The following is an 18,309-nucleotide window of genomic DNA, read 5'->3' as shown; positions in this document are numbered from 1 at the left end:
AGCCCCACAGGAAGCCTAGCAATGTCCAAAACGATCCGCATTCACGCCAACGGCGGCCCGGAAGTCCTGACCTACGAGGACGCCGACCCCGGCCAGCCGGGATCCGGGCAGATCCTGGTCCGGCACACCGCGATCGGCCTCAATTTCATCGATGTCTATCATCGCTCTGGCCTCTATCCGCCGCCCGGCGGCTTCCCGCTCGTGCCAGGCAGCGAAGCCGCCGGCATGGTGCTGGAGGTCGGCCAGGGCGTCGACTGGCTGAATCCGGGCGATCGCATCGCCTATGCGGTGACGACGGGGGCTTATGCGCAACAGCGCGTCATCGATGCCAGCCGGGTCGTCAAGGTTCCGGATGGCATCAGCGACGAACAGGCCGCCGCGATGATGCTGAAGGGCATGACCGCGGAATATCTGCTGCGCCGGACGTTCAAGGTGAAAGCCGGCGACACGATCCTGTTCCATGCCGCTGCAGGCGGCGTCGGGCTGATCCTCGGCCAATGGGCAAAACATCTCGGCGCGACCGTCATCGGCACCGCCAGCTCGTCCGACAAGATCGAGCTCGCCAGGGCGCATGGTTTCGATCATGTCATCAACTACAAGGAACAGGATTTCGTCGCCGGCGTCGCCGCCATCACTGGCGGCAAAAAATGCGATGTCGTCTACGATTCCGTCGGCAACGACACATTTCCGGCTTCGCTCGACTGCCTGCGGCCGCTTGGGATGTTCGTCAGCTTCGGCCAGTCCTCGGGACCTATACCGCCGTTCAGCATGTCGTTGCTGGCACAGAAGGGCTCGCTGTTCGCAACAAGGCCGACACTGTTCGTCTACAACGCAAAACGCGAGGACCTCGACGCTTCTGCTGCCGCCCTGTTCGAGGTCGTGCTCAGCGGCGCGGTCGAGATCAAGATCAACCAGCGCTATGCGCTCAAGGACGCCGGCAAGGCGCATTCCGACCTCGAGGGCCGCAGGACCACAGGGACCACCATTCTCGTCCCTTAGTCCGTTCTTCCTTGCTATCCCTTGAATTTCCGCTGAAATTCTTGAAGCTCTTTCAAGACGCGTGCCGCTTTCCGATGAGAGCCGGCCGCGCCTACCATGCCTGCGGGAACACAGAACATGTCTGGCTAACCAGATGGGAGGCACTGTGAGTGCAAATCACGACGGCACGAACCTGCTCGAGGTGCGTGGCCTCACCAAGATATTCGGCACGCTGACTGCGTGCGATCATATCGATCTCGACATCGCCAGGGGTGAGATCCACGCTTTGCTCGGCGAAAACGGCGCCGGCAAGTCGACGCTGGTCAAGATGCTGTTCGGCTCGCTGGAGCCCAATGCCGGCGAGATCTTCTGGAACGGCCAGGCGGTCAGGATTTCCAACCCCGGCGCCGCGAAAAAACTCGGCATCGGCATGGTGTTCCAGCATTTTTCGCTGTTCGAGGCGCTGACCGCGGCCGAAAACATCGCGCTATCGCTGGACGACGGCTCGCCGATCAGCAGCATCGCGGCCAAGGCGAGGGCGCTTTCCTTCAGCTATGGCCTGCCGCTCGATCCTGAATCGCTTGTCGGCGACCTGTCGGTGGGTGAGCGCCAGCGCATCGAGATCATCCGCTGCCTGCTGCAGACGCCGCAGCTCATCATCCTCGACGAGCCGACCTCGGTGCTGACGCCGCAGGAAGCCGACAAGCTGTTCGAGACGCTGGAGCGTTTGCGCTCGGAAGGCAAATCCATCCTCTACATCTCGCACCGGCTCGAGGAGGTCAAACGCATCTGCGACCGCGCCACGGTGCTGCGTCACGGCAAGGTGGTCGGCCACTGCAATCCGCGTGAGGAAACAGCCTCTTCGCTGGCTCGCATGATGGTCGGCAACGAGGTGCAGGCCGTGGTGCGCGCGCCGGTCGAGGGCATCGACAAGGCGCCACCGCTGCTCGAAATCCGCAATCTCAATCGCAAACCGGCAACACCGTTCTCGATACCGCTCAAGGGCATCAACCTGAACGTCCGCGCTGGCGAGGTGATCGGCATCGCCGGCGTCGCCGGCAACGGCCAGGGCGAGTTCTTCGAATCCGTTTCAGGCGAAGTGCTGCAGCAGAATGCCGCCTCGGTGCGCATTCGTGGCAAGGATGCGGGAGGCCTCAGCATCACCGGACGCCGACTGCTGGGCGCCGCCTTCGTGCCGGAGGAGCGCCTCGGCCACGGTGCGGCACCGCGCATGAAGCTTTCTGAAAACCTGCTGCTGTCGCGCCATGCCACCGACGGCAAGGCGTTCGTCGGTTCCGGCGGGATGGTGAAGAGCGGTGCCATCCAAGCCGCCTCCCAGCGCATCATCGAGGCGATGGATGTGCGCAAGAGTGCGCCGGATCCGGAGGCTGCGGCCCTTTCGGGTGGCAATCTGCAGAAATTCATCGTCGGCCGTGAACTCGACCGCCGGCCAAGCGTCATGGTGGTGAACCAGCCGACCTGGGGCGTCGACGCGGGCGCTGCCGCCCACATCCGCCAGGCCTTGATCGAGCTGTCGCGCAGCGGATCGGCGGTGCTGGTGATCAGCCAGGATCTCGACGAGCTGTTCGAGATATCGGATGCGATCGCGGTCATGCACAATGGCGAGCTGTCGAAGCCGATGCCGATCGCCGAGGCAACCTTCGAAAAGGTAGGTTTGCTGATGGGCGGCGCCGAACCAGGCCACGCCGAACACTCGCTGGAGACGGCATGATGCGCCTCGAACTCGTCAAACGCCCGCAGCGTTCCATGCTGTTTTCGGCCCTGTCGCCGTTCATCGCCTTCGCGCTGACCATCATTGCCGGCGCCGTCATGTTCGCGCTGCTCGGCGTCAATCCGCTGACCGCGTTCAATATCTATTTCATCGAGCCGATCAGCCAGGTCTGGCAGTTGCATGAGCTGGCGATCAAGGCAGCGCCGCTCATCCTGATCGCTGTCGGCCTGTCGGTCTGCTACAAGGCCAACATTTGGAACATCGGCGCCGAAGGCCAGTTCATCCTCGGCGGCATTGCCGGTTCGATGATTCCGGTGCTGTTTCCGCAGTTCGAAGGTCCGCTGGTGCTGCCGCTGATGCTTTTGCTCGGCATGGTCGGCGGCGCGGCCTATGCGGCGATCCCTGCTCTGCTCAAGACTCGCTTCGGCACCAACGAGATACTGACCAGCCTGATGCTGGTCTATGTCGCGCAGCTCTTCCTCGACTGGCTGGTGCGCGGACCCTGGCGCGATCCGCAGGGTCATGGTTTCCCGCAGACCATCCAGTTCAACGATTCGGCCGTGTTGCCGGAGCTGATGCCGGATGCCGGGCGGGCAAACTGGGGTTTTGTCTTCGCGCTGATCGCCGCGGTGCTGGTCTGGATCCTGATGAGCCGCATGCTGAAAGGTTTTGAGGTGCGCGTGCTGGGCTCAAGCCCGCGGGCAGGGCGCTTCGCCGGCTTCGGCCTCAACCGCATGGTCTTTTTTGCTTTCCTGCTGTCAGGCGCGCTGGCGGGACTCGCCGGCATCTCCGAGGTCTCGGGCGCCATCGGCCAGTTGCAGCCCGTCATCTCGCCCGGCTACGGCTTCACCGCCATCATCGTGGCGTTCCTCGGCCGTCTCAACCCGCTCGGCATCGTTGCCGCCGGACTGGTGCTGGCGCTGACCTATCTCGGCGGCGAAGCGGTGCAAAGCGCGCTCGGCATCTCCGACAAGGTGGCGCGGGTGTTCCAGGGCATGCTGCTGTTCTTCGTGCTCGGCTGCGACACGCTCATCCACTACCGCATCCGCCTGATCGGCCTGGCGCTGACCAAACCGGAAGGCGTGGCCAAACTCGAAGCCGCACCGAAGCTGAAGGAAGCCCGTTGATGGACATCACCGTAAACATCCTTCTGACCATCGCCACGGCGGCAACGCCGCTGTTGATCGCGGCAATCGGCGAACTGGTGGTCGAGCGCTCCGGCGTGCTCAATCTCGGCGTCGAAGGCATGATGATCATGGGCGCCGTCGGCGGCTTCGGCGCAACCTATCTCACCGGCTCGCCCTGGATCGGCCTCCTGGCGGCAATCGCCATGGGCGCGGTGTTCTCGCTGCTGTTTGCCATCATGACGCTGTCGCTGGCCACCAACCAGGTGGCGACCGGCCTGTCGCTGACGCTGCTCGGTCTCGGCCTGTCCGGCATGATGGGGACGAGCTTCGTCGGCCAGCCCGGCGAACGGCTGCCCAACCTCGACATCCCAGGGCTGACCGCGATCCCGGTGGTCGGCAGGCTGCTGTTCGGCCAGGATCCGATCTTCTACATCTCGATCGCGCTCACCGCCGCCGTCATGTGGTTCCTGTTCAGGACCCGGACCGGGCTGACGCTGCGCTCGATCGGCGACAGCCACACGTCGGCGCATGCGCTGGGCATCAAGGTCATCCGCTACCGCTATCTCGCGGTGATCTTCGGCGGCGCCTGCGCCGGCCTCGCCGGCGGCCATCTGTCACTGGTCTACACACCGCAATGGGTGGAGAACATGAGTGCCGGCCGGGGCTGGATCGCGCTGGCGCTGGTGGTGTTCGCCTCATGGCGGCCATGGCGGGTGCTGGCCGGCGCCTACATCTTCGGCGCGGTGTGGATCGGCCAGCTTCATGCACAGGCTTTTGGCATTCCGGTGCCTTCACAGTTCCTTTCTTCGTTGCCCTATCTGGCAACCGTCGTGGTTCTCGTTCTAATCTCGCGCAACAAGCGTCTGACGATGATGAACACGCCGGCTTCCTTGGGGCAGCCATTCGTTCCGGATCGTTGACAACAAAAACAAACGGGAAGCTCCAAGGCTTAACTCAGAGAGGTAACACAATGAAAAAACTGCTTATTGCCCTGATGACCACGACCGCCGCCCTATCGCTGGCGGCAACCGCCGAGGCCGCGGACAAGCTGAAGGCCTGCTGGGTCTATACCGGTCCGATCGGCGACTTCGGCTATTCCTACCAGCATGACCAGGGCCGCCTCGAGGTGGAGAAGGCGCTCGGCGACAAGGTCGAAACCGCCTATCTCGAAAACGTCTCGGAAGGCCCCGATGCCGACCGTGCTTTCGAGCGCCTGGCGCGCGAAGGCTGCAAGATCATCTTCGGCACCTCCTTCGGCTTCATGGACCCGGAAGTGAAGGTCGCCAAGAAATTCCCGAAGGTGATGTTCGAACACGCCACCGGCTACAAGACCGCTGACAATCTCGGCATCTACAATGCGCGTTTCTATGAAGGCCGCTATGTGCTCGGCCAGATCGCCGCCAAGGAATCGAAGGCAGGCGTTGCCGGCTACATCGTTTCCTTCCCGATCCCCGAAGTGGTAATGGGCATCAACTCCTTCATGCTCGGCGCACAGTCGATCAACCCGAACTTCAAGGCCAAGATCGTCTGGGTGAACTCGTGGTTCGATCCGGGCAAGGAAGCCGACGCCGCCAAGGCGCTGTTCGACCAGGGCGCCGACATCATCGTCCAGCACACCGATTCGACCGCTGCCCTGCAGGTGGCCGAGGAGCGCAAGCTGCACGGCTTCGGCCAGTCCTCCGACATGATCAAGTTCGCGCCGAACGCGCAGCTGACCTCGCTCACCGACGAATGGGGTCCCTATTACATCAGCCGGGTCCAGGCGGCCCTCGACGGCACCTGGAAGCCGGGCAATGTCTGGCTCGGCATCAAGGACGGCGCGGTCAAGCTCGCCCCCTTCACCAACATGCCCGACGACGTGAAGGCGATGGCGGAGGCGACCACGAAGAAGATCTCCGACGGCTGGAACCCCTTCACCGGCCCGATCGCCAAGCAGGACGGCACGCCCTGGCTGAAGGACGGCGAAGTCGCCGACGACGGCACGTTGCTCGGCATGAACTTCTATGTGAAAGGCGTCGACGACAAGCTGCCGCAGTAAGCAGCGCGCGATACCAAAAGGAAAGGGCGCCGCGTGGCGCCCTTTTTCATTCGGCGGGTTGCGCTCCGGCAGAGATGCGACGAAATCGCGTCCGCACGGCATGAAGCGCCTGACCGAGGCCTGTTCTGAGCAGCCTCTGTGCGGGCCGTTCGCAATAGCGCCAGAGCGCCCACGAAACAAAGGCCATGAGTGCGGCGCAGCCAAAGGCGGCAAACCATTTGCCGACCAGGGGCGCCGCGGCATTGATGGCGAGATAGCCGATATTCTGGTGCAGCAGGTAGAGCGGATAGGTCAGCCCACCGAGCGCCAGAGTGAGCGAGGATGACCTGACACGGTCGCGCAGCAGGACCGCGCCGATCAGCGCGCCATGCATGACGACATTGGCGACAACGAGATTGGCGGACGAAACGGCGATGCCGTAGTGGCCAAGCATCCAGTGCTGCGTCACCGACAGCGTTCCGCAGGAGATCAGGAACGCGGCGGCAAGCAGCAGCAGGGCCGGCAGTGAACGGCCATGCGCATGGATGTGGTGGAGCAGCACACCAGCAGCGAAGAACGGCCCGAACTCGGTGATGAACAGCAGCCTGGCGGCACCGCTGCCGATGAAGAATTCGTTCAAGGCCGAGATCGCCAGCCAGACGAAAATCAGAGCCAGCTTGCGTTTCTGGAAGAGCCCGGTGAACAGGGCGAGCGTCACCCATCCGTAGAACACCAGTTCAAGCACGATCGACCAGTAGACTCCGTCCATGAAGGGCTGGCCGAAGGCCGGCGCGAACATCGACAGATTGGCGGCATACTGGCTGAAAGAGGCTGGAAGCAGCGGTGAGCCTGCCAGAAAGACAATCGCGAAGGTGATCGTCATGCAGAGCAGGAAGCCCGGATAGAGGCGAACGAACCGCGCGATCGCAAACTGGTCCCAGCCGCGGTTCTCCGCCGACCAGGCAATGACGAAGCCGCTGATCAGAAAGAACAGATTGACGCCGAGATAGCCGTAGAGGGCGAACGGCGCGGCAAGCGGATAGCCCTCGGCGAGAAAGCCTTCGGCGGCCGCGCCGCGAAAGAAATAGTGGAAGAACACGACAGCAAGTGCCGCCGCCAGCCTGAGCAGGTCCAGCGTTGCGATGTAATCCTGCCTGGCAGGTCTGGCGTCCATCCGCATCCCCCGCATATTACGGTCCGAAAACCATAGAGCGGGTCGCGGCCGAATGGGTTAAGCGGCCTGAATTATCGCTGGATGTAGTAAATACGGGCCCGTCAGACCGCCGAACCGTAGAGATCATAGGCGTCGGCGCGGTCGATCTTGACGGTGACGATGTCACCTTGACGCAGCGGGCGCCGCGACTGGATGTGGACCGAGCCGTCGATCTCGGGCGCGTCGTATTTGGTGCGGCCTTTTGCCGACGTGCCGTGCGCCTCGTCGATCAGCACCGGCAGGCGCTTGCCGACCTTCTTGGCCAGTTGCGTCGCCGAAATCTTCTGCTGGCGCTGCATGAAGCGATGCCAGCGCGCCTCCTTGATCTCCTGCGGAACCTGTTCGAGACCGAGATCGTTGGAGCGGGCGCCACGGACCGGCTCGTATTTGAAGCAGCCGGCGCGGTCGATCTTCGCTTCATCAAGCCAATCGAGCAGCATCTCGAAATCGTCGTCCGTCTCGCCGGGAAAGCCGACGATGAAGGTCGAGCGGATGGCGAGATCCGGACAGACTTCGCGCCAGCCGCGAATGCGCTCGAGCGTCTTTTCGCCATGCGCCGGCCGCCGCATGTTCTTCAACACCCGCGGCGAGGCGTGCTGGAACGGAATGTCGAGATAAGGAAGGATCTTGCCTTCCGCCATCAGCGGGATGACGTCGGCGACATGCGGATAGGGGTAGACATAGTGCATGCGCACCCAGATGCCGAGCTTGCCCAGTTCCTCGGAGAGATCGAGGAATTTTGCGCGCACCTCGCGGTCGCCGAACATGCTGGTCTGATATTTGATGTCGATGCCGTAGGCGCTGGTGTCCTGCGAGATGACCAGGAGTTCCTTGACGCCGGCCTTGGCCAGTTTCTCGGCCTCGCGCAGCACATCGGCCGCGGGCCGCGAGACGAGGTCGCCACGCAGCGCGGGGATGATGCAGAAGGTGCAGCGGTTGTTGCAGCCTTCGGAAATCTTGAGATAGGCGTAGTGGCGCGGCGTCAGCTTGACGCCCTGCGGCGGCAGGAGATCGATATAGGGGTCGTGCGAAGGCGGTGCGGCCTCGTGCACGGCGGCCATCACGCTCTCATAAGCCTGCGGCCCGGTGATCGCCAGCACATTGGGGTGCCTCTCGCGAATGACGTCCGGCTCGGCGCCGAGGCAGCCGGTGACGATGACCCGGCCATTCTCCGAAAGCGCTGAGCCAATCGCGTTGAGCGACTCGTCGCGGGCGGAATCGAGAAAGCCGCAGGTGTTGACGACGACGAGGTCGGCGCCGTCATGCTTGCGGGCGATCTCGTAGCCTTCGGCGCGCAGGCGCGTGATGATGCGCTCCGAATCCACAAGGGCCTTCGGGCATCCAAGACTGACAAAACTCACGCGGGGAGCGGACATAGGGTTTTCCGGGCTTTTCAGGATTGCCGGCGCAGTACCACACTTATTGCGGCATTGGTATGGGCACGCCCGCAATGCGGCAAAACGCACGGCGGATATGCTTTTGCGGATCGAAGATGCGGCGGACAGCCGCCTCAGCTGACCGCGCCGTTTACATGCGGCCAGACTTCCACCGCACCGCGATAGACCATGTCCAGCGCGACATAGAGAATGATCAGCAGGCCGACATAGGCGATCCAGCGGTGGCGATGCAGCAGCTTGGCAATGAATGTCGCGGCGAGCCCCATCAGCGCGATCGACAGCACGAGGCCGATGACCAGCACCGGGAAATGATCGCGCGCGGCACCCGCGACCGCCAGCACGTTGTCGAGCGACATCGACACGTCGGCGACGACAATCTGCAATGCTGCCTGGCCGAGCGTCTTGCGCTTCGACTTGCCGGCCACCAAATTGTCGCTGTTCAGATCGGTGTTCGACAGCGCCTCGGTCGCTTCAAGCTCATCGGCTTGGGACGTACGCAACTCGCGGTACATCTTCCAGCAGACCCACAGCAGCAAGATGCCGCCGGCGAGCAGCAGGCCGACGATCGCCAGCAGCTTGACGGTCACCGCGGCAAAACCGATGCGCAGCACCGTTGCCGCAATCACACCGATGAGGATCGCCTTCTTGCGTTGTTCGGTCGGCAGGCCGGCAGCGGCAAGGCCGATGACGATCGCATTGTCGCCGGCAAGCACAAGGTCGATGGCGATGACCTGCAGCAGGGCGGTCAGACTGGCAGCGCTGAAAAAAATGTCCATCGACAGGAAGCCCTTGCTGAATTTGCCGAGTGTTCGTCGATTATCCAGAGGCCCTAACTTGGTGGTCCCCTGGCGTCAAGGGATCACGCGTGGCTGCATCACCGAAGCATCGTCACGTCAAGCCGGATCCAAGGCTCGCGGCACTCGCCGACAGCCAGGCAAACCATGGCAGATCACAAATCAATCGTAGAGATTGTACTTTGCCCAGTCGGCTTCTGGAATCTCGTCCCCGATCCGGTAGCGGAGCTGCAAAACTTCCATATGGTCCGGCGCGGTCTGGCACTTGAATTTCAGCCGGTACCACTGCCCCTTGCTGCGAAACGCAGCACCTGGGCTCTTGATTGCATCGGCACCCATCTCGGGCGTGGCGAAGGCGTAGGCGACGACGCGATCGGCTTTGAACTTGCGATCGTCATGGGTGATGCGGTCGAGCACTTCGGCATCGCAACGCTGTTCAAGACGGGTTTGGGGATCGAGTTTCATCAGACCGGCGCGCAATGCATTGTCCATTGCGCTGGCTGGAAAACTCAGTGTCACTGACGCCAAGGCGGTCATGCAGAGCTTCTTCATGGGCGGGACAAGCAACATATTTTGTCGGAGAAATCAACCGAGAGGACCGCCGCGAGCGCCGCCGGAATCTTCAATCATATGGCCGGTGCGTTCAAAATTGCGTGTCGGGATTCGTCGTGCGACGCCTGCGGCCAACGGACCAAAGAGGCACGGCCGGCATCGGTGAGATCGTAAAGGCCGCGGTCGACGCGCGCGAACCAGCCATAAACATTGTGCTGCAGGATTTTCGGCGCCATCGGCGTCACCGCCTTCAGATCTCGCGGCCGCCTGGGTCCGTCCACCATGGCCGCAGCGCAGGCGAGGGCGCTTTGGCGATAGGCCGTCATGATCGGATTGCGCGATCCTCCTCCCACAACGGGATCGCCGCGACGGCGCTGGTGCTCGTCGACCAGGCGAGAGCGCCGGCGGGCATTCTTGCGCGGCGCCAGCGCGATCGGGCTGAGAAGCACCTCGACCCGGTCCGTCGCGGTCACGCCAAGCAGGCCGAAGCCAAGCCGGCGGCAGAGATTGCGGAATCTGGCGTCGCTTTCGCGGCCCTTGCCGCGGGCCGACATGCGCGCGGCCAGCCACACCTCGTCGCAGGCCGCCGCGCGATCGACACCTTGCAGCACCAGTTCAAGATTGAACTGCAGCTTCAACTCGCAGATGACGACAACCGGCGGCTCCCCCTCGCGCAATGCAACAACATCGCAGCCGTCGATCTCGCCTTTGACGACGAAGTCGAGGCTTTCGAGGAACCGCTTCACCGGCGCATAGAGAGACGTCTCGTTCATGCCGCAGGGTTTAGCCGATTCGACGCGAAAAGCCTTCCCGTGGTTCGGCGTTCTACGGCCCGAAAGCGGATCGGGATGGATACGCACCGTCGGGCCAGCTGTCAGGCTTCGGTGTTCGGCACCTGCCCGGTTCGGCAGCTTCCTGCGGCGCAGGGGATAGCCGATCTGACCGAAATAGGTGGAAGGGATCGGATCGTCGACGCCGTACTTGTCCGGCACCTTGTCACCGGTGGGATTGTAGGTGCCGAACAGCATGTCGAGGAAAGGCAACTGCCCGGCGAAGTTCTTGTCATAGGCTTCGCGCTGGTTGGCATGGTGCCAGCGATGGAACTGCGGGCTGGCGTTCAGCCACTTCAAGGGGCCGAACGGGCCCGCACGTTTGAATGCACAAGCAGCGTATGTCCAAGGTAGATAGTCGAAAAGACGGCGATCGACGCTTCCGAGAAGCCGAGGAAAAAGATCGGCGTCAGCGATATCGCCTTTGTGACGATGGCGACCGGACGTTCATCAACACCTGGGAAGACAGGAAGGTCGTGAACGCGGTCAAGGCGACCGGCCGCAGGCAGCTCATCATCGCCGGCCTGTGGACCGAGATCTGCGTCGCCATGCCGGTTATCCAGGCGTTGGGCGAAGGCTGGGACGCCACGGTCATCGCCGACGCCTCGGGCGGCACGTCGGTCGAAGCGCACGAGGTCGCCATCCAACGCATGATCGCGGCCGGCGCAAACATGATGACCTGGCTGGCGCTGGCATCGGAGTGGCAACGCGACTGGGCGCGTACCGAGCACGTCGGCGAGCTGACGGAAGTGCTCAAGCAGCACGCCGCTGGCAGCGGCATCGCGTACCTCTGGGAGCAGCAACTTCTCAACACGCCTGTGCCGAGCACCGCCGGCTGAACTGGGCGGGGTGACGAAAGCGTTGAGCGATCCAGCGCCAACATGCTGAGCCGGGTCACCCCCGCCCACAAGACGAGCCGCCTGAATGCAGGGCGGCCGGCCGTCATCAACGATCACTTCCTCCATCCATTGGCCGCGACTACAGTCGGCGCAGCCTGGCTATCTATCGCCTCATTGAAAGGACCATGGAGATGTTCGGCGGAGCGCTTCCGAGAGGAAATGGACGTCATCTATCCGAACTTCAAAGTCAGCCTGACGCAACAGGGCGCTCGTGATCGATGACCAGCTCGGATATATCGACTTGGAACAGAGGACCTTGCAACCAATCGACAACCCGCTGGGCACGAGGTTGTCATCATGTCTTAGGTACAAACCGCTACCCATGTCTCCGGAATGGACCTGAGCGGGATGGCGGAGGAAGTGGGATTCGATTCTTGCCTCCGATCCAAGCAAATCAAGCAATCTAAGAATCGATTGTTACACAGCATGTTACGCGCCAGTCAGACGGTGCGACACGAGCGCGGCCCTTCCCGAAAATGCTAGTGGTGAATCTGTCTAGAGCGAGGCAACGGAGCAGTGCACGGTGCCGTTTGCGAAGGCCCTGAGGAAATGATCGTGGAGAAAGGCCGCCTTCAGGATCAGCTAGACGCGCTCAAGGCTCCGCTTCTCGGCAAGCGATATGGATGAGCAACGAACGAGTGCCGGTTCCAGCACCTAAGCTGATTTGCGGCTATTGGCCTTTGGCCGATCTTGGCCGATCCCTTCCTTGGCGAGGCTCTTTCGAAGAACTGAGGCCAAGTCGACCACGTTCTCCTTGGGTTTCGGTACCGGTTTCGGGGGTTTTTTGCCCTTGCGCTTGGCGTCAATCATGGCAATCAACGCGTCCTCGTAGGTGTCCTCGAATTTCGAAGGATCGAACTTTGTCACCTTCTTGTCGATGAGAAGCCCCGCGATTTCGAGCAAATCCGAATCATATTTTGCGCTCTTCACATCGCCGAAGACGGTGTCTTCCGATGTCATCTCATTGTGGGTCCGTAGCTCGGTCAGCAACATCCCTTTTCCAAGGGGCTGTATCAACACTTCGCGCCCGCGCTGATAGAGTACGACGCAGGAGCGTGCCGCAACGCGTTTCTTGGCCATCGCATCGCGCAGGACGGCAAAGGCCTCCAGGGAGGCGCCGTCTGCCGGGATCAAGTAGTATGGTTTCTCGAGATAACGTGTGTCGATCTCGGCAACCGGAACGAAGGAATCGACGTCAAGTGTATGCTGTGACGTCAGCTTCAGTTTCTTTAACTCGTCCGGCTCGACGTGGATGAAATCATCCTTGTCCGCCTCATACCCTTTGATCTGATCCTCGGCTTTGACAACGTCGCCAGTCTCTTCATCGACATAGGCGCTTTTAACGGGTAAACCGTCCTTGCGGTTCAAAATCTTGAAGTCGATCTTGGTTGCCTCGCTTGTGGCACCCACTATCTTCACCCCGCATGACACGGAACCGACCCTCAGAAAGCCCTTCCAGACCGCGCGTGGCGCCACCATGCCGTTTCTCCTAGACGTCGATCCGGCACAACGTCAGGCACACGGTTCTGTTCCTCAACGTTGGCAGTACCCACGCCAATGTTAGTTATTCTTCACGGTAGTCCAGCAGCTTTGCATGGCGCAGTTTTTCTTCGCCCTTCAGAAAAACTTGACCCGGCCGACCAAGCCTGGCTTGATCCTCTCGGCCTTGTCTTTCTTTAAGCCCTTCGGCACGGGACGCCGATCTTGCCCTGCACGCGCTCCGACAGGCTGTTGAATATGCCCAGCAGCAGGTTGATAGGCCGGCTCGATGTAGGTCCAGTTTTGGGCTTATGCGAATGTCCGCAAAGCGCCCTCATTCCTGTCGTTTGGGTTGTGTGTTTGCCGGCCTGGAAGCGGACATCGATTTTGTCAGAAATGGCGGACGCGCCGAACCGCGAAGCAGGTCTTTCTTTTGGTTGGCTCAAGCTACGTGGAAGGGGCGCCTTGTCGGCCTTGTGCCTGTCTCGAGATCCAATTCACTGGATTACAGTGGCCTCCATGCCGATGAAATGAAACGCCAACCCCAAAGTTCCATAAGGCGTTACTAATTTAAATTGTTGTTGTGGGCGGGTGGCGAGCTGTTCGTTCTGAACGGCTTCGGTCTGATTTGGGATGAGATATCGTTTCGCGCGCCGGCGGAGCAATGCGCTGTTTTTGTCATTTCGCAATCCATGTCGGGCAAGTGGCCGCCTTACCGGCTCTTGTCAGTGCGTAGGCGCGCGATAGTTTTTGTGGGGAAGGGACTTCGATCAAAAGGAGCCGACGATGGAACACCAAACTCTAAGTCAATTGCAGACAATTGCAGAAGTAGAACCCCTCTCGACATACCCGATCATGACCCGGCAACAGCGTATTGAGCGCTGGGCAGAGTTGCTGGCACAACATCCCGAGCGACGCCTGAGAGCCCTTACCGGCACTGAGTATCTGAAGCGGGAAGCCCGCGACGCAGCACGCGGTGAGGGCTCGCCAATTACAGTGGCCTTCGAGGACCCGCTACTGCGTGCGTTAGGCCTGAAGGATGACACCTATGGGGAAGCAAAGCGCTTCTTCGAACTGTCTGACGGTGAGTTGCATGACATCGTCTGCAGTTGCCATGTCGGAACCACGTTCAGAGGGCAGTGGGCTGCCGCTAGAGTTCGCCGGTCGATTGGAGGGAACAGGTTTCTTAAGTGGCTTAGAGAGAGAATGTGGCACTGAGATCGCCAAGGACGGCGATTGAAGCTCGTTTCAAGCGAGGTGGATGAACGATTGGGCGCCAGTGGCGCGCCGCCGGGGTGACGACGGGGGTCGGCGCCTGTCCCAAAGGTTGTGACGGCTGTGCAGACGGGTGGGGCGCTCCTCGGTCCGGTTTACTCGCGGTGCGTTCCAGGCAAGGCTGCAATACCCCAGGGGCAGGATTTCTGGATTCCTGTTTGCGGCTAGCATCACCACGTAAAGACGTCGATCGTTCGACCATCTGCTGCGCTAACCTCGGCGGCGCCGCCTGGCCTGTATGGCAGCAAAAGTGACTGGGCGAAAATCCCAGGCGTCTACGCCGACGTCGTGCTGGCGCGTCATCGGCTTCAGCCGGCCATGAGAATGGCCGTGCAGGTTTATCGATTTCTTGCCGATCTGGTTCCAGGTGCGGAACGGGTAGTGGCAAAGAACCAAGAAACGGCCCTCGACAGTCAGCTCCTTGTAGTGTTGCACGCTAGCCCAAGCCGAAGCGCGGAGCGTTACCACGCCGTCGTTGTTGCCGATGATGAGGTGCTTGGTGCCGTGGAGGCAGGACAGCAGCGAAGACACTGTCTCGGCCGATCCCCTGGCAAAGTCGCCGAGGTGCCAAACCTCGTCGCTTGGAGCAATAGTCTCGTTCCAAAGTTCAGTCAGTGCCTGGTCATGCGCCGCCAATGAACTGAAGGGGCGGGGGTCGAGCCGCAGAATGCGGGGATCGTTGAAATGCGTGTCGGAGGTGAAGAAGATCATGCGCCGCCGCTGGCTGAGACGAGCGCTCGACGAACGCTTCTAAGTTCGCTTGCCGGAGCGCCTTTTGGGTCCATCATCGATCCTGATTTGGGCTTCCCTGACATCTTGAGTGCCTCTTCCTTGGTGAGGCCGCACTTGCGCGCAAAGTAGAGCGCTTCGATCGCTTTTTCACGATCCGCCGTGGCTTCTGTGTGCTGTTTGGGCTTTTTACCCATCGTTCTCTATCACCTTTGATGCCACCGAACCATCACCGTGCCGGGTTGTTCCCTCCATCGGATCTGCTGACCTGCCGAGCGCGGCAGCCTGATGTCGCCGATAAAACGAGATCCCGAGACCTTAGCAGGCATCAGCTTGGTCGTTTCTATATGGCTCTATATGGCCCATCTGGGAGGCACAGTCGGAGCTCTAAAGTTGCCGAACGCCTTGCAGACGGTTGCTTTTGGCTAGAGCGGGACGCGGCTGGCATCTTCTGCCGAAGGCGGCTCGCGCTCGCGGAGGAACCATGTAACGCGCTTGTTGAATCGTAGTCTGAAGACCAAACCTCGATCACCTCGTGCACCCGACGGTAGTGCCATGGCGATCCGGAACCTCGAGGCATGTGGAGAGTTGTCCAGCAGCCCAGCGGAGATCCAAGCCATGGCGCCACCAGATGCCAATCCCGGCGCCGCCGCGCAGCCAAAACGCTCTGGCAAGCGACAACCCCATCACCGGCACGGCACAAGGCCTCCGGAGCAGGATTATCTATCGACGGGCTTCCAACGATATGAAGGACATGGCCCATGAACGTCGCCAACCTGCAATTGGAAGGTTTGCTCATGGCGGTCGCGGCCGTCAATAACGCCTTGGTCCGCAGAGGCCTTCTCTCGGTCGATGATATCGACACGGCGTTGAAAAACGCCGAAGCCTCGTTCACGGTTGATGAGCGCCTCTTCGAGGATATGTCGCCTGCTAACCGCGACGCAGTGTGTTTCCCTTTGCGTCTTTTGCGGCTGGCTAACACCAAGCAGTTCGAAGCGAGTGTGCCACCGTTTTCCGAGCTGGCCAGGCAGGTGGGGATCACCAAGCAGCCTAACAACGACCAGATGTGAGGGAGGAAGGTCGACCTGCGCGGGTGGCCTCAAAAGACTTGATGAACGATGACCCTGTAGATTCGCTCGCCAACGCAATTCGCCATCGCAGCGCAATTCTGTTTGTTGGGGCAGGGGTGTCGATCAGTGTTGGACTACCCTCCTGGGAGAAGCTGATAGAGCGAATGGCAAAGGAGCTCGGCGTCGACGACGAATTTTCCACGCGACGCGATCGTTTTCAAACCCTGGCCGAGTACTATCGGATCAAGCATGGCAGCATCGGGCCACTTCGCAGTTGGATGGACAGAAACTGGTCCGTCCCCAAGGACCGGATCGAGAAATCCGAGTTGCATCGTCTCATCGTGAGGCTCGACTTCCCTGTCATCTACACAACTAATTATGACCGGAACCTAGAACTGGCTTATGAGATATACGGCCGGGACTACGTGAAAGTGGCCAATGCACGCGATGTAGCGCAGGCCCGCCAAGGCGTTACCCACATCGTCAAGTTCCATGGTGATTTCGACGAGGATTCGTCCCTCGTCCTCACCGAAACGGACTACCTCGATCGCCTCTCCTTCAATTCTCCGCTGGACGTGCGTTTTCGCTCGGATGCACTCGGCAGCACGATCCTCTTCATTGGCTATAGCCTTTCCGACCCAAATATTCGGTTGCTGTTGCACCGTCTCTGGCAGACGTGGCATCGGTCCGGCTATGAGAAAGATCGCCCGCCCTCGTTCATCCTCATGACCAGCCGAAACCCTGTGGAGGAGGCCGTTCTTGGGCGTTGGGGCATTTCGGTCGTCGTCGGCGAAATCGACGAGCCGCAAGCTGCTTTGGTGGACTTCCTCAGCCGGCTGGCGGAGATGGTTGGGGATGGGGAACTGTCGCCAAAAAGTGGGCGATAGCAACATCCGTATGATGGGCAGTTCGGCGGGCTCTCAAGGAGCGGCACATGGCAGAGAATTCCGTCCGGAATTTCAAGTTCAATTGGCGTCAAGGATACTATCGCGGCACGGAGAGCTAATCGGAAAACTTACTCACGCGCTGCCTACTTTGAAGTGCCTTTCACAGCGGTAACGGCTCAACCTCGATGCGCCTTGCGCCGAGCTTCAGCGCAAGGCGCGAGCTTGTTTAGCAATGACGCTACCGGCTGATCAACGCTTGGCGTTCTCACTCTCCGAGTCGGCCCGCGCCAGGAACTGCTCGGTTGTCGCTGGAATATGGCTTTTCAACCAGTCCGCCATTGCGACTTCCTCACGCAGGTTCTCTTCGCAGACCTGGGCGACCTCTGCTTCACCCAGAGATTTGGCAGCGGCGATAAGGATTGTGTAGGAGGCGATTTCCATGTGCTCGAACGTGTAGCTTGCAAGCGATCCTTTCATCACTTCGTCACCGGCGAAGACCCCGCTGAGCGACTGCGCCATCGCCGTCAGCTTGCCGCCGGCATCCTTCAGTGTGGAAGATCCTTGTCCGATGCGGTCGAGACAGGTTTCCAGCCGAGCAGCCTGCTGCCTGGTCTCCTGGACGTGCTGGCGAATCCGTTCGCTGAGCTCAGGATAGTTCTCAATTCGGTTCAACTGCCCATTCAACATGGTCTCGGCCTGCTCTTCCATGGCGTGAGCATCCCTGAGCCATTGGACAAGCCATTCGCGCGATTCTGACATTTCATATCTCCTTCATGGGTCGGCCAGAACTTTCAAAGGGAGATATTGTTCCTCATCGGTTGAACTGCGGCCTCGGCCTGTATCGCGAGCCTTTTGCTGGTCGGCGCTGAATTCAGGCTGCTGGACCTCGGGCGATGGGCATTGCCGCGGCGCTGGAAACGCATTCTGCAGAATGACCGAAGCTGCTGCCGTCACCGCGTTCGGCGATGGGTATCTCTACGAGTTTCGTGTTGGCTCGTATTCTGCTGCCACGCTGCCATGTGTCAGGCTAAGCTCTGTCTTGCCCGAGCTGGCCGGCATTTACCGTTTGTCTTGCGAAAACAGCCCGTTGGCTCAGCGAGGCCCCGGGTTCACCAGCGGAGTTCTTGTTTTCACGAACGAATTGCAATGGAACGTCACGGCGTTTCGCAGGTTGGTAATGGAATTTCGCAACCAAGTAAACGAGCCATGACTTCTTCAGACAATTCTTCAGTTGGCATATCACCCCGTCCCGAAAAATCGGGTGGCAGGGGCCCGCCAAAGCAGGCGACACCTTCACCGGCCGCAGAGAAAACCTCTGGAGCAGGTCCTG

At 60.8% G+C, this 18,309-nt stretch carries 18 protein-coding genes and 1 pseudogene; 10 read left to right on the top strand and 9 right to left on the bottom strand.

Going from position 1 to position 18,309, the window contains the following annotated elements; all coding sequences use genetic code 11:
* The first annotated feature begins 21 nt into the window (after positions 1-21).
* From NKK51_RS08115 to NKK51_RS08095, 5 genes are all read left to right on the top strand, one after another.
* Positions 22-999 carry a quinone oxidoreductase family protein gene (locus NKK51_RS08115; RefSeq protein WP_352552186.1) on the top strand — a complete coding sequence of 326 codons (978 nt, stop codon included), beginning with the start codon at positions 22-24 and terminating at the stop codon, positions 997-999.
* A 133-nt stretch (positions 1,000-1,132) separates the two neighbouring features.
* A complete protein-coding gene (locus tag NKK51_RS08110) occupies positions 1,133-2,710 on the top strand; it encodes an ABC transporter ATP-binding protein (RefSeq protein WP_352552185.1) in 1,578 nt (525 codons plus the stop codon).
* Positions 2,707-3,837 carry an ABC transporter permease gene (locus NKK51_RS08105; protein WP_352552183.1) on the top strand — a complete coding sequence of 377 codons (1,131 nt, stop codon included), beginning with the start codon at positions 2,707-2,709 and terminating at the stop codon, positions 3,835-3,837. The genes NKK51_RS08110 and NKK51_RS08105 overlap by 4 nt, the downstream gene beginning before the upstream one ends.
* Positions 3,837-4,757 (top strand): ABC transporter permease, encoded by a 921-nt coding sequence (locus NKK51_RS08100; protein WP_352552182.1) that lies wholly within the window; start codon positions 3,837-3,839, stop codon positions 4,755-4,757. The genes NKK51_RS08105 and NKK51_RS08100 overlap by 1 nt, the downstream gene beginning before the upstream one ends.
* A gap of 50 nt (positions 4,758-4,807) precedes the next feature.
* Positions 4,808-5,875: a BMP family ABC transporter substrate-binding protein gene (locus NKK51_RS08095; protein ID WP_352552180.1), complete on the top strand. Its 1,068-nt coding sequence runs from the start codon at positions 4,808-4,810 to the stop codon at positions 5,873-5,875.
* A 46-nt stretch (positions 5,876-5,921) separates the two neighbouring features.
* Here NKK51_RS08095 and NKK51_RS08090 read toward each other — a convergent pair whose 3' ends face one another.
* The 5 genes from NKK51_RS08090 to NKK51_RS08070 all read right to left on the bottom strand — a co-directional run bounded on the left by NKK51_RS08090 (position 5,922) and on the right by NKK51_RS08070 (position 10,583).
* Positions 5,922-7,028 carry an acyltransferase family protein gene (locus NKK51_RS08090; protein WP_352552179.1) on the bottom strand — a complete coding sequence of 369 codons (1,107 nt, stop codon included), beginning with the start codon at positions 7,026-7,028 and terminating at the stop codon, positions 5,922-5,924.
* A gap of 101 nt (positions 7,029-7,129) precedes the next feature.
* Positions 7,130-8,443 carry a 30S ribosomal protein S12 methylthiotransferase RimO gene (gene rimO / locus NKK51_RS08085; protein WP_352552177.1) on the bottom strand — a complete coding sequence of 438 codons (1,314 nt, stop codon included), beginning with the start codon at positions 8,441-8,443 and terminating at the stop codon, positions 7,130-7,132.
* A 134-nt stretch (positions 8,444-8,577) separates the two neighbouring features.
* Positions 8,578-9,240, bottom strand: coding sequence for a TerC family protein (locus tag NKK51_RS08080; protein ID WP_352552176.1), 663 nt, complete (start codon positions 9,238-9,240; stop codon positions 8,578-8,580).
* A gap of 180 nt (positions 9,241-9,420) precedes the next feature.
* On the bottom strand, positions 9,421-9,828 hold the full coding sequence (locus tag NKK51_RS08075; protein WP_032909322.1) for a DUF930 domain-containing protein: 408 nt from the start codon (positions 9,826-9,828) through the stop codon (positions 9,421-9,423).
* A 56-nt stretch (positions 9,829-9,884) separates the two neighbouring features.
* Positions 9,885-10,583 (bottom strand): DUF2161 domain-containing phosphodiesterase, encoded by a 699-nt coding sequence (locus tag NKK51_RS08070; protein WP_128305837.1) that lies wholly within the window; start codon positions 10,581-10,583, stop codon positions 9,885-9,887.
* 494 nt (positions 10,584-11,077) lie between these two features.
* On the opposite strand from NKK51_RS08070, the pseudogene NKK51_RS08060 reads away from it, so the two are divergent.
* Positions 11,078-11,479: pseudogene (locus NKK51_RS08060) on the top strand (isochorismatase family protein); the annotation flags it as partial.
* 714 nt (positions 11,480-12,193) lie between these two features.
* On the opposite strand, the gene ku reads toward NKK51_RS08060, so the two are convergent.
* The gene (ku, locus tag NKK51_RS08055) at positions 12,194-13,018 is read right to left on the bottom strand and encodes a non-homologous end joining protein Ku (RefSeq protein WP_352552174.1); all 825 of its coding nucleotides are present in this window, start codon (positions 13,016-13,018) and stop codon (positions 12,194-12,196) included.
* A gap of 786 nt (positions 13,019-13,804) precedes the next feature.
* On the opposite strand from ku, the gene NKK51_RS08050 reads away from it, so the two are divergent.
* Entirely contained in the window at positions 13,805-14,236 is a 432-nt protein-coding gene (locus NKK51_RS08050; protein ID WP_023811898.1) for a hypothetical protein, read from the top strand.
* A 267-nt stretch (positions 14,237-14,503) separates the two neighbouring features.
* Here the strand turns inward: NKK51_RS08050 and NKK51_RS08045 are convergent, their stop codons facing one another.
* Both NKK51_RS08045 and NKK51_RS08040 read right to left on the bottom strand, forming a co-directional pair.
* A complete protein-coding gene (locus NKK51_RS08045) occupies positions 14,504-15,004 on the bottom strand; it encodes a metallophosphoesterase family protein (RefSeq protein WP_023811899.1) in 501 nt (166 codons plus the stop codon).
* Positions 15,001-15,219, bottom strand: coding sequence for a hypothetical protein (locus NKK51_RS08040; RefSeq protein ID WP_352552173.1), 219 nt, complete (start codon positions 15,217-15,219; stop codon positions 15,001-15,003). Before NKK51_RS08040 ends, NKK51_RS08045 begins: the two co-directional genes overlap by 4 nt.
* A 564-nt stretch (positions 15,220-15,783) precedes the next feature.
* Here NKK51_RS08040 and NKK51_RS08035 point away from each other — a divergent pair.
* Both NKK51_RS08035 and NKK51_RS08030 read left to right on the top strand, forming a co-directional pair.
* Positions 15,784-16,092 carry a hypothetical protein gene (locus NKK51_RS08035; RefSeq protein ID WP_023811900.1) on the top strand — a complete coding sequence of 103 codons (309 nt, stop codon included), beginning with the start codon at positions 15,784-15,786 and terminating at the stop codon, positions 16,090-16,092.
* A 41-nt stretch (positions 16,093-16,133) separates the two neighbouring features.
* Positions 16,134-16,979, top strand: a complete 846-nt coding sequence (locus tag NKK51_RS08030; protein WP_352442908.1) for an SIR2 family NAD-dependent protein deacylase — start codon at positions 16,134-16,136, stop codon at positions 16,977-16,979.
* 249 nt (positions 16,980-17,228) lie between these two features.
* On the opposite strand, the gene NKK51_RS08025 is transcribed toward NKK51_RS08030, so the two are convergent.
* Positions 17,229-17,738, bottom strand: a complete 510-nt coding sequence (locus NKK51_RS08025; RefSeq protein WP_128305833.1) for a ferritin-like domain-containing protein — start codon at positions 17,736-17,738, stop codon at positions 17,229-17,231.
* Between the two features lie 172 nt (positions 17,739-17,910).
* Here NKK51_RS08025 and NKK51_RS08020 point away from each other — a divergent pair, with 172 nt between their 5' ends.
* Positions 17,911-18,189: a hypothetical protein gene (locus tag NKK51_RS08020; protein ID WP_352552171.1), complete on the top strand. Its 279-nt coding sequence runs from the start codon at positions 17,911-17,913 to the stop codon at positions 18,187-18,189.
* Positions 18,190-18,309 lie beyond the last annotated feature (120 nt).

This window comes from Mesorhizobium sp. M0011 (assembly GCF_040324155.1).
Lineage (GTDB): Bacteria > Pseudomonadota > Alphaproteobacteria > Rhizobiales > Rhizobiaceae > Mesorhizobium.
The sequence above is the reverse complement of the archived record's forward strand: the minus strand, read 5'-3'. Positions and strand labels throughout refer to the sequence as shown.

What these genes read in the sequence shown, in the direction of transcription:
- NKK51_RS08105 (WP_352552183.1), top strand. Translation starts at nt 2,707, where the DNA reads ATGATGCGCCTCGAACTCGTCAAACGCCCGCAGCGTTCCATGCTGTTT.
- NKK51_RS08100 (WP_352552182.1), top strand. Translation starts at nt 3,837, where the DNA reads ATGGACATCACCGTAAACATCCTTCTGACCATCGCCACGGCGGCAACG.
- NKK51_RS08045 (WP_023811899.1), bottom strand. Translation starts at nt 15,004, where the DNA reads ATGATCTTCTTCACCTCCGACACGCATTTCAACGATCCCCGCATTCTG.
- NKK51_RS08025 (WP_128305833.1), bottom strand. Translation starts at nt 17,738, where the DNA reads ATGTCAGAATCGCGCGAATGGCTTGTCCAATGGCTCAGGGATGCTCAC.
- ku (WP_352552174.1), bottom strand. Translation starts at nt 13,018, where the DNA reads ATGGTGGCGCCACGCGCGGTCTGGAAGGGCTTTCTGAGGGTCGGTTCC.
- NKK51_RS08095 (WP_352552180.1), top strand. Translation starts at nt 4,808, where the DNA reads ATGAAAAAACTGCTTATTGCCCTGATGACCACGACCGCCGCCCTATCG.
- NKK51_RS08070 (WP_128305837.1), bottom strand. Translation starts at nt 10,583, where the DNA reads ATGAACGAGACGTCTCTCTATGCGCCGGTGAAGCGGTTCCTCGAAAGC.
- NKK51_RS08020 (WP_352552171.1), top strand. Translation starts at nt 17,911, where the DNA reads ATGACCGAAGCTGCTGCCGTCACCGCGTTCGGCGATGGGTATCTCTAC.
- NKK51_RS08110 (WP_352552185.1), top strand. Translation starts at nt 1,133, where the DNA reads ATGGGAGGCACTGTGAGTGCAAATCACGACGGCACGAACCTGCTCGAG.
- NKK51_RS08075 (WP_032909322.1), bottom strand. Translation starts at nt 9,828, where the DNA reads ATGTTGCTTGTCCCGCCCATGAAGAAGCTCTGCATGACCGCCTTGGCG.
- NKK51_RS08040 (WP_352552173.1), bottom strand. Translation starts at nt 15,219, where the DNA reads ATGGGTAAAAAGCCCAAACAGCACACAGAAGCCACGGCGGATCGTGAA.
- NKK51_RS08090 (WP_352552179.1), bottom strand. Translation starts at nt 7,028, where the DNA reads ATGGACGCCAGACCTGCCAGGCAGGATTACATCGCAACGCTGGACCTG.
- NKK51_RS08080 (WP_352552176.1), bottom strand. Translation starts at nt 9,240, where the DNA reads ATGGACATTTTTTTCAGCGCTGCCAGTCTGACCGCCCTGCTGCAGGTC.
- NKK51_RS08035 (WP_023811900.1), top strand. Translation starts at nt 15,784, where the DNA reads ATGAACGTCGCCAACCTGCAATTGGAAGGTTTGCTCATGGCGGTCGCG.
- NKK51_RS08050 (WP_023811898.1), top strand. Translation starts at nt 13,805, where the DNA reads ATGGAACACCAAACTCTAAGTCAATTGCAGACAATTGCAGAAGTAGAA.
- rimO (WP_352552177.1), bottom strand. Translation starts at nt 8,443, where the DNA reads ATGTCCGCTCCCCGCGTGAGTTTTGTCAGTCTTGGATGCCCGAAGGCC.
- NKK51_RS08030 (WP_352442908.1), top strand. Translation starts at nt 16,134, where the DNA reads ATGAACGATGACCCTGTAGATTCGCTCGCCAACGCAATTCGCCATCGC.
- NKK51_RS08115 (WP_352552186.1), top strand. Translation starts at nt 22, where the DNA reads ATGTCCAAAACGATCCGCATTCACGCCAACGGCGGCCCGGAAGTCCTG.